The organism is Lysinibacillus halotolerans, from assembly GCF_003711845.1.
Lineage (GTDB): Bacteria > Bacillota > Bacilli > Bacillales_A > Planococcaceae > Ureibacillus > Ureibacillus halotolerans.
The window spans coordinates 1-7,184 of the sequence record NZ_RHLQ01000083.1 but is presented as its reverse complement, the minus strand read 5'-3'; the positions used below and the strand labels follow the sequence as shown (position 1 = coordinate 7,184).

Below are 7,184 nucleotides of genomic sequence, written 5' to 3'. Positions count from 1 at the left end.
AATTTTATCAGAAGTGGTCCTTATTTTTTATTTAAAATAATCAAAGCCGGTGAAATTTTACTTATCGTAAAATTTCACCGGCTTTTCATTTCAGAGGTGGGTTTTGTCCCAGCCTCTTTTTCCGTTCTTAATTAATGTACTGGTTTTTGATCACTTTCATTATAATAGGCAAGGGCTGTTTGACCTCCACCTTCGCCAATAAAGTTATTTTCTCGAATTTTTGTTGTATTAGCACTTGCTGGTGTTTCTGCAATCTCCTTTAACGATTGACCAGTTTGTCCATTCAATTGTTTAGAACCTAGAAGAGAACTTGCCTGGTTTTTCATATTATTAATGAATTTCATCGTTTTATCACGATTTTCCTTTTTACTTAAAAACGAAGCTGCCCCAGCTACTAATGCCGAAATTACAAAACCTTTTCCTCTTAATTTTGTCATTTATTATCCCTCCTGTTTTTTGTTATGCTATACTTTTCCCCAATTTTACTTTTTTAAAACTATTTATAAATGACTTAATAAAATTTATATAAATATATGAATATTCTTGAAAACATTTGAATATTTATATATAACAATTCTATTAATTCACCCTAAAATATCTTGCACTATTCAATAACAGCACTCCTACTTTTTAGTGAAATAACAAATTTACTCTAAAACCGATAAAAATGAATCGTGATTAAAGGAGGAATTTATGATGAATTTTCAAGATATTACTTATGACTGGAAAGAAATCAGCTCTATTTTCATTGTTTCCACTGTTTTAACTTTTTTCGTCTATACTTTCACCAATGTGTATTAACTTTTAAAAAAAGGGCGTCAATAAGTATAAACTCTACTTATTGACACCCTTATGATTATGCCTTTACATCATTATAAGCGTCGCTTTTTTCGAAAGCCGCTACAACATAAGAACAAATGGCATTCATTTTTAAATTATTTTCTCTAGCATAGTCAGCAGCCTTATCGAGCAATTTTTTGGCAACCCCTTGACCACGTAGCACATCAGATACGTACGTATGGTTCATATCCATAATGTTATCATGCTCCGTCCACTCAATTTCTGCTAACTTTTCCCCTTCTTGTTCATACTCAAAAGCAAAATGTTTTGGACTTCTTTCTGCTAATTTAAAATCCATTTTCATCCCTCCCATTCGCTAAAAATATAACATAGTTGAGGAAATTTTGTAATATTTTCGCTTTCATTTCAATAGTTTTCTTCAAGCCACTATTTAAACCAAGAAGAAACCGTATCAATTAGATTATTAAAGAAGTTTTTCACACCATCCCAAAATCCTTCATCTTGCATCAATTCACCAAACTTTTCCTCAAATTTAGTAGTTAAATCAGATAATTGATCGGATAGTTTAGAGAAATCGATATCTAGTTTACTAATGCGATCCATTAAATCCACTAGTAACTGACGGTCTTGTTCGCTCAACTCAATATTTAGAGCTGCTAATTGGTCTTTTACAATTTGTTCTACTTCTTCTTTTGTAGCAGGGTTTAATTCAGCAATTTGTTGTTTAATACCTGTTAACAATTCAGCGATTTTCTCATCGCTAATATTGGCATTCTCTGCAATTTCCGTCGCTACTGATAACTCATCGTTTGCAACATCTGTACGTTCTGTATCTAATGTTTCCCCAGTTTTCACTTCATATGCTTTATAAATTCCCACTAATGCGGAATGGCCCGTAACCGGTTTTGGTGCAGCAATTTCCACTGTTGCATCTTCAATACCTGCAGTAAGCATTGCATTGGCATACATCTCTGAAGTTACTTCAGTTATATTATCCGGTGTAACAATGCTAATAACTAACCCTTTCCCTTCATCTTCCCGTGTAATTTTTGCGGAGGAATACATTCTAGAACTTGGGTTGCTATCACTAATATATTTCACTAAGTCCTCACCAGAAACGGTTATTTCATCTACCTCTGGATCTTTATCAACTTGTAATGCTTCTTTTACTAACGCTTTTTCATCTTCCGATAAATTTGCTCCATAAACTACAATGGGAACACCTAATTTTTCATTAATCGCATTTTGACTGTTATTCGCAGCAGCAAAGACATTCGTTGGAACAATCATCGTTACAAACAACGTAAATACCGCTACTATAGATAACCACTTTTGTTTCACTTTCATATCCCCTTTCAAAACAATCATCATATAAAAATGGATTGTTCTCCAATTAGTACGTTAGAGAACGTAAAAGGTTCCAAAGTAAACCTAATCTCCCTTTCTGTGATGACCATCCATTATATTATTCTAGTTTTGAAGTTATTAAATATGCTAAGTTTTTTTCCCTTTAATAAATATGCTGTGACAATTCGTTTTCGTCACAGCATACATGTTCGTTTTATATCATTTCTGTCCAACCGTCTTGTTGTTTTACTTTGCCTGCTTTCATTAGAGAACCAAGTGCTCTTTTAAATGCTCCTTTACTCATATGGAACATTTCTGTAATTTCTTCAGGCGTCGATTTATCTCCGAAGGGCATTTTCCCTCCTACACTTTGTAAATAGTCGTAAATTTTTTCTGCATCTTTACCAAGTCTTTCATGTTTGCGAGGTAGCATGGAACCGTTTAAAGAACCATCCTCCTTTACCGCAATGATGCGTACTTCTACTTCTTGACCAAGTCTTGGTTCAGCTTCCATTTCCGTATTATGTACGAAAATTCGATAAGGAGCGTCTATCCCAAGTAAAAATGAACCTACAGGCAATAAACGATAAGGACGGGCTTTTATATTTTTATTATGCATTTCGTCAAATGCGCCTTCATAAAGCTCATTTACTTTTTCCTCTGTTACTAACCGCCCAAATAAATCGCCATTTCGATCTGTACGAAGAGTTAAAAATAAATGATCGCCTACTTCTGGCCATAAATTGTCAATAGGAGGTAAGTCTTCTGCTTTTACTAGAACTTCTCTAGATGATCCGATATCAACAAAAGCCCCTTCCTTTGTCACTTTAATGACACGGGCCCAACCGTATTCACCTTGTAAGATAGTTGGAATGGCTGTTGTCGCCTGTAAATTACCTCGACGATCTGCATAAAGGAAAACTTTTAAACGTTCGCCAATACTTAAAGGACTTTGTACTTCAGAGCTATTTAAAGGAATTTCAATATGACCATCCGTTAATATCCATTTGGAACCTTGCTCTTCTAGTACGGTTAATTCCGTGACTTGACCTGATTTTAATTCGTTCAATTTCGTCTTTCCTTTCCACATACCAAAAGTCTTTAATTGCTTTATTATTCTTTCATTTCTTCTAACCTTTTAACTAACTGTTCATCTTCGTCCAATAGTTGTACTAAATCAGCAATGCGGTCGATTGAATTCCAACTTAAATGGTGTTCAATCCCTTCCACATCTTCATATATATGTTCCTCATCTACGCCAATTAGTCGTAAAAACTGTTCTAGCAACTCATGTCTTTTTACTAAACGTTTCCCTAGCTTTTCACCCTTCGTTGTTAGTGTAAGCCCTCTATACTTTTCGTATACTAAATAACCGTCTTTATCTAATTTTTGTACCATTTTTGTAACTGAGGAAGGAAGAACAGATAATGCTTCAGCTATGTCAGACACCCTCGCATATCCTTTACTTTCAATTAACAAATAAATTTGCTCGATATGATCCTCCATACTAGGTGTTGGCATAACAAGTCTCCTCACTTTCAAAATATCAGTTTCATTTTACTACAACCTATCTAAAAAGGTAACTTTAAAACTATAATAGACAGTTATATTATTGAAAATACTACTAAATACTTTCACTATATAAGCCAAAAATGCCCAATAAGCCTTATTAGACGAATTGGACATGCTAAATTTTATGGTGAGGTCTTTTACCAACATTATGGACCGATAATATAATTTGTTTATTAATTCGTTCCATTTTTTCAGGAGTTTTTAATAATTGAAACGCCTCTTCTCTAGCTGTGCTCGTTGATACATATACTGTTGGCAAATGATTTAGAACATCGGCCGCAATATCCATTTGGCAAAATTCGCAATGACAAAATGTTTGATATTCCGATCCGTGTAATATAAATCTAACAAGGCCCTGTACAATTTCTTCTGTGACGTTTACTAATATCGGCTTTGTCATAGACCTTTCTTCTACCACCCTTTATTATTTACAAATCGCTTCAAAACATTACTCATTAATAGTAACTGATGTTTTTTGAATGTCAACTATCTTAATAGGAATTTTTCACAACACTTTTCCTTTTACTAAGATGTTATTTCCAATCTAATTCTAAAAGAATTGGGCAATGATCACTTCCTAAAATGTGGGCATGTATGTCTGTATTTTGAACATATTCTACTAATCTATTAGAAACGATGAAATAATCAATACGCCATCCTATATTTCGTTCACGTACTTTATTCATATAGGACCACCAAGTAAAAGCATCATCTTGATCCGGATTAAAATGTCGATAGGAATCTGTAAAGCCTGATTGGAGTAAATTTGTCATTTTCCCCCGTTCTTCAAAGGTAAATCCAGAGTTTCCGACATTTGATTTCGCATTTTTCAAATCCTTTTCTTCATGGGCAACATTTAAATCACCACAGTAAATTACCGGTTTAATACGATCGAGCTGTTTCAAGTAATCTAGTAAATTATCTTCCCATTCTAATCTTTCTGATAGGCGGGCTAAATCCCGTTTAGAATTTGGCGTATACACATTAACTAAATAAAATTTTTCATATTCCAAAGTGATAATTCGACCCTCTGATTCTGTTTCTTGATCCCCTACGCCATATTTAATTGAAAGGGGCTCATGCTTCGTAAAAATCGCTGTGCCAGAATAACCTTTTTTCTCTGCATAGTTCCAATATTGATAATATCCTTCGAATGGTAATTCAATCTGACCGTCTTGACATTTTGTTTCTTGAATACAGAAAAAGTCTGCATCTACTTCATTAAAATAATCCACAAAGCCTTTTTTCACACATGCACGAATTCCGTTTACATTCCACGATATAAATTTCATTTTTAACCCTTTCTATGTAAGAAGGCGCCCATCATTAGAGAGGCGCCCAATAATCATTATTGTGTTCTTTCTTCACCGACAATTTTCACTTCTAATTCTAGATCAACACCAAACTTTTCTTTCACGACACGTTGTACCATTTGAATTGTTTGAATGTAATCCGTCGCTGTAGCATTTCCTTTATTAATGATAAACCCAGCATGTTTTGTTGATACTTCCGCATCGCCTACACCTTTACCTTGGAGCCCACTATCTTGAATTAATTTCCCTGCAAAGTAACCAGGTGGTCTTTTAAAGACACTTCCGGCAGATGGATATTCCAAAGGCTGTTTTGATTCACGCTTAAAGGTAAGGTCAGCAATTTTTTCATCAATTTCTTGTTGATTACCTTCTGCTAGTTGGAAATTGGAGGAAAGGACGAAGTATCCTTTTTGCGCAATAATACTCTTACGGTATCCCAATTCTAAGTCATCTTTACTTAGAACGATGCGCTCGCCTTCCTTCGTTAATACTGTACAATCAATTATAATATCCTTTATTTCGCCACCATATGCACCGGCATTCATCGCCATTGCTCCACCAACGGAACCTGGTATTCCACAAGCAAATTCAAAACCTGTTAAACTATTTGTTGCTGCAATACGGGAAACTTCTTTAATCAAAGCTCCACTTTGTGCATAAAGTCGGTTTCCTTCTACTCGGATTTCATCTAATTTAGTAAAAGACACAACAATTCCTCGTACACCCCCATCACGTACTACCATGTTAGAGCCATTCCCTAACATTAAAATCGGCACATTATGATTGTAGGCATATTTTACGATTTGTGCTGCCTCATCTTCTGTTTCAGGTAGGACAAATACATCTGCATTGCCCCCTAGTTTCGTCATTGTGTATTTCTTTAAAGATTCATTAATTTTAATATTATTTGGATTAACGATTTGAGCTAAATCTTTTGCCCATTGTTGAATTGTCATAAAAGCAAAGTCCTTTCTAACGTCATACTCTATATTAGTATGGGTAATCAAAAGCTTTTTGACAAGTAATACATCGTATCAATTTATCCAAATTTGTGACCATTTCTCGACTTCTCGGATTGCTCCTTCCAACGCTTTTCCTTTATCTGTAAGGGAATATTCCACACGTACTGGTACTTCTGTAAATACTTTCCTTTCAACTAACCCTTCTTTTTCCAATTCCTTCAAACGTTCTGAAAGGAGTCGACCACTTACAGGGAGAGCCGATTCTATTTCGTTAAAACGCTGTGAGCCGTCTAATAATTGATATAATATTAATGTCGTCCAACGTTTCCCTAATAACTCCATCGCCTTCGATAAACGAGGACAAATTGTCGTTTCTTTCAAGATTGTTCACCTTCCCTTTTACGACAGTAGCTACTCTGTAATTTTACTTTTTGGATGAACTGATCTATGAGCTTTCTTCTATATAGTATACCATTTTACCCTAACTTACGAAAAGTAACTTATATTTCCAAATAGAGGTTAAATTAAGTGTTATTATCTTTTCAACATGTGAAACTTTTATAAAAAAGGAACGTAATAAACATAAGATTTTTTCTTATTATGAAACAACAGCTCGAAATGTTTGGCGTTATTACTTCGAATCTCACTTCCATGATTTTATGTTTTAACATATGATTCTATTCATTTCGACAATGGGAAAGTTAGGGGGATGAATATGTATACAGGGGATATGTTTACTAGTTCTATCACATTTTTTATCATTGCTGGCTTTATCATCGTATTTGGGGTTATATTGTGGCAAATCACTTCAACTATTAAACAAAATGTTAACAATAATGCTGCACCAGTTTTGTCAGTTTCTGCACGAGTCATTGCAAAACGAACAGAAGTGAAAGGTGACCATTCCTATACTAGCTATTATGCAACCTTTGAAGTTGAAAGCGGTGATCGTATGGAATTTAAAATAACTGGTAAAGAATTTGGTCTACTTGCAGAAGGTGATGTAGGAATTCTTACGTTCCAAGGAACACGGTTGAAAAGTTTCGAACGAAATCGTTCATAAAAAACGGTTCTATGTCAAATGTTGGGGTGAAGTGATATTACACGGCACCCCGATTATCCTAAATGAATCCCAATTTTCTTAGATAAATTATTTAATAAAATTTTCGCTTTAAAGTGTTCATAGCTT

The 7,184-nt window shown here is 34.5% G+C and carries 10 protein-coding genes; 1 reads left to right on the top strand and 9 read right to left on the bottom strand.

The annotated features are described in order from the left end of the window. Positions 1–131: 131 nt before the first annotated feature. The 9 genes from EC501_RS17885 to EC501_RS17845 form a co-directional block, all read right to left on the bottom strand. Positions 132–437, bottom strand: coding sequence for a hypothetical protein (locus EC501_RS17885; protein WP_122973694.1), 306 nt, complete (start codon positions 435–437; stop codon positions 132–134). Between the two features lie 419 nt (positions 438–856). Beyond that, positions 857–1,138, bottom strand: a complete 282-nt coding sequence (locus tag EC501_RS17880) for a GNAT family N-acetyltransferase (RefSeq protein ID WP_122973693.1) — start codon at positions 1,136–1,138, stop codon at positions 857–859. Between the two features lie 89 nt (positions 1,139–1,227). Beyond that, entirely contained in the window at positions 1,228–2,091 is an 864-nt protein-coding gene (locus EC501_RS17875) for a DUF1002 domain-containing protein (protein ID WP_241559396.1), read from the bottom strand. A gap of 271 nt (positions 2,092–2,362) precedes the next feature. Next, the gene (locus EC501_RS17870) at positions 2,363–3,217 is read right to left on the bottom strand and encodes a CvfB family protein (RefSeq protein ID WP_122973692.1); all 855 of its coding nucleotides are present in this window, start codon (positions 3,215–3,217) and stop codon (positions 2,363–2,365) included. Positions 3,218–3,261: 44 nt separating this feature from the next. Continuing rightward, positions 3,262–3,669 (bottom strand): transcriptional regulator MntR, encoded by a 408-nt coding sequence (gene mntR, locus EC501_RS17865; RefSeq protein WP_122973691.1) that lies wholly within the window; start codon positions 3,667–3,669, stop codon positions 3,262–3,264. A gap of 166 nt (positions 3,670–3,835) precedes the next feature. Next, positions 3,836–4,120 (bottom strand): late competence development ComFB family protein, encoded by a 285-nt coding sequence (locus EC501_RS17860; RefSeq protein ID WP_122973690.1) that lies wholly within the window; start codon positions 4,118–4,120, stop codon positions 3,836–3,838. Positions 4,121–4,253: 133 nt separating this feature from the next. Next, positions 4,254–5,012: an exodeoxyribonuclease III gene (locus EC501_RS17855; protein WP_122973689.1), complete on the bottom strand. Its 759-nt coding sequence runs from the start codon at positions 5,010–5,012 to the stop codon at positions 4,254–4,256. 56 nt (positions 5,013–5,068) lie between these two features. Next, the gene (gene murB / locus EC501_RS17850) at positions 5,069–5,989 is read right to left on the bottom strand and encodes a UDP-N-acetylmuramate dehydrogenase (RefSeq protein WP_122973688.1); all 921 of its coding nucleotides are present in this window, start codon (positions 5,987–5,989) and stop codon (positions 5,069–5,071) included. 78 nt (positions 5,990–6,067) lie between these two features. After that, positions 6,068–6,376 carry a winged helix-turn-helix transcriptional regulator gene (locus tag EC501_RS17845; RefSeq protein WP_122973687.1) on the bottom strand — a complete coding sequence of 103 codons (309 nt, stop codon included), beginning with the start codon at positions 6,374–6,376 and terminating at the stop codon, positions 6,068–6,070. 334 nt (positions 6,377–6,710) lie between these two features. Here EC501_RS17845 and EC501_RS17840 point away from each other — a divergent pair, with 334 nt between their 5' ends. Then, positions 6,711–7,058, top strand: coding sequence for a DUF2500 domain-containing protein (locus tag EC501_RS17840; RefSeq protein ID WP_122973686.1), 348 nt, complete (start codon positions 6,711–6,713; stop codon positions 7,056–7,058). Positions 7,059–7,184: the final 126 nt, after the last annotated feature.

Coding starts and splice junctions, on each gene's coding strand:
- EC501_RS17885 (WP_122973694.1), bottom strand. CDS start 437: ATGACAAAATTAAGAGGAAAAGGTTTTGTAATTTCGGCATTAGTAGCT.
- EC501_RS17880 (WP_122973693.1), bottom strand. CDS start 1,138: ATGGATTTTAAATTAGCAGAAAGAAGTCCAAAACATTTTGCTTTTGAG.
- EC501_RS17875 (WP_241559396.1), bottom strand. CDS start 2,091: ATGATTGTTCCAACGAATGTCTTTGCTGCTGCGAATAACAGTCAAAAT.
- mntR (WP_122973691.1), bottom strand. CDS start 3,669: ATGCCAACACCTAGTATGGAGGATCATATCGAGCAAATTTATTTGTTA.
- EC501_RS17860 (WP_122973690.1), bottom strand. CDS start 4,120: ATGACAAAGCCGATATTAGTAAACGTCACAGAAGAAATTGTACAGGGC.
- EC501_RS17855 (WP_122973689.1), bottom strand. CDS start 5,012: ATGAAATTTATATCGTGGAATGTAAACGGAATTCGTGCATGTGTGAAA.
- murB (WP_122973688.1), bottom strand. CDS start 5,989: ATGACAATTCAACAATGGGCAAAAGATTTAGCTCAAATCGTTAATCCA.
- EC501_RS17840 (WP_122973686.1), top strand. CDS start 6,711: ATGTATACAGGGGATATGTTTACTAGTTCTATCACATTTTTTATCATT.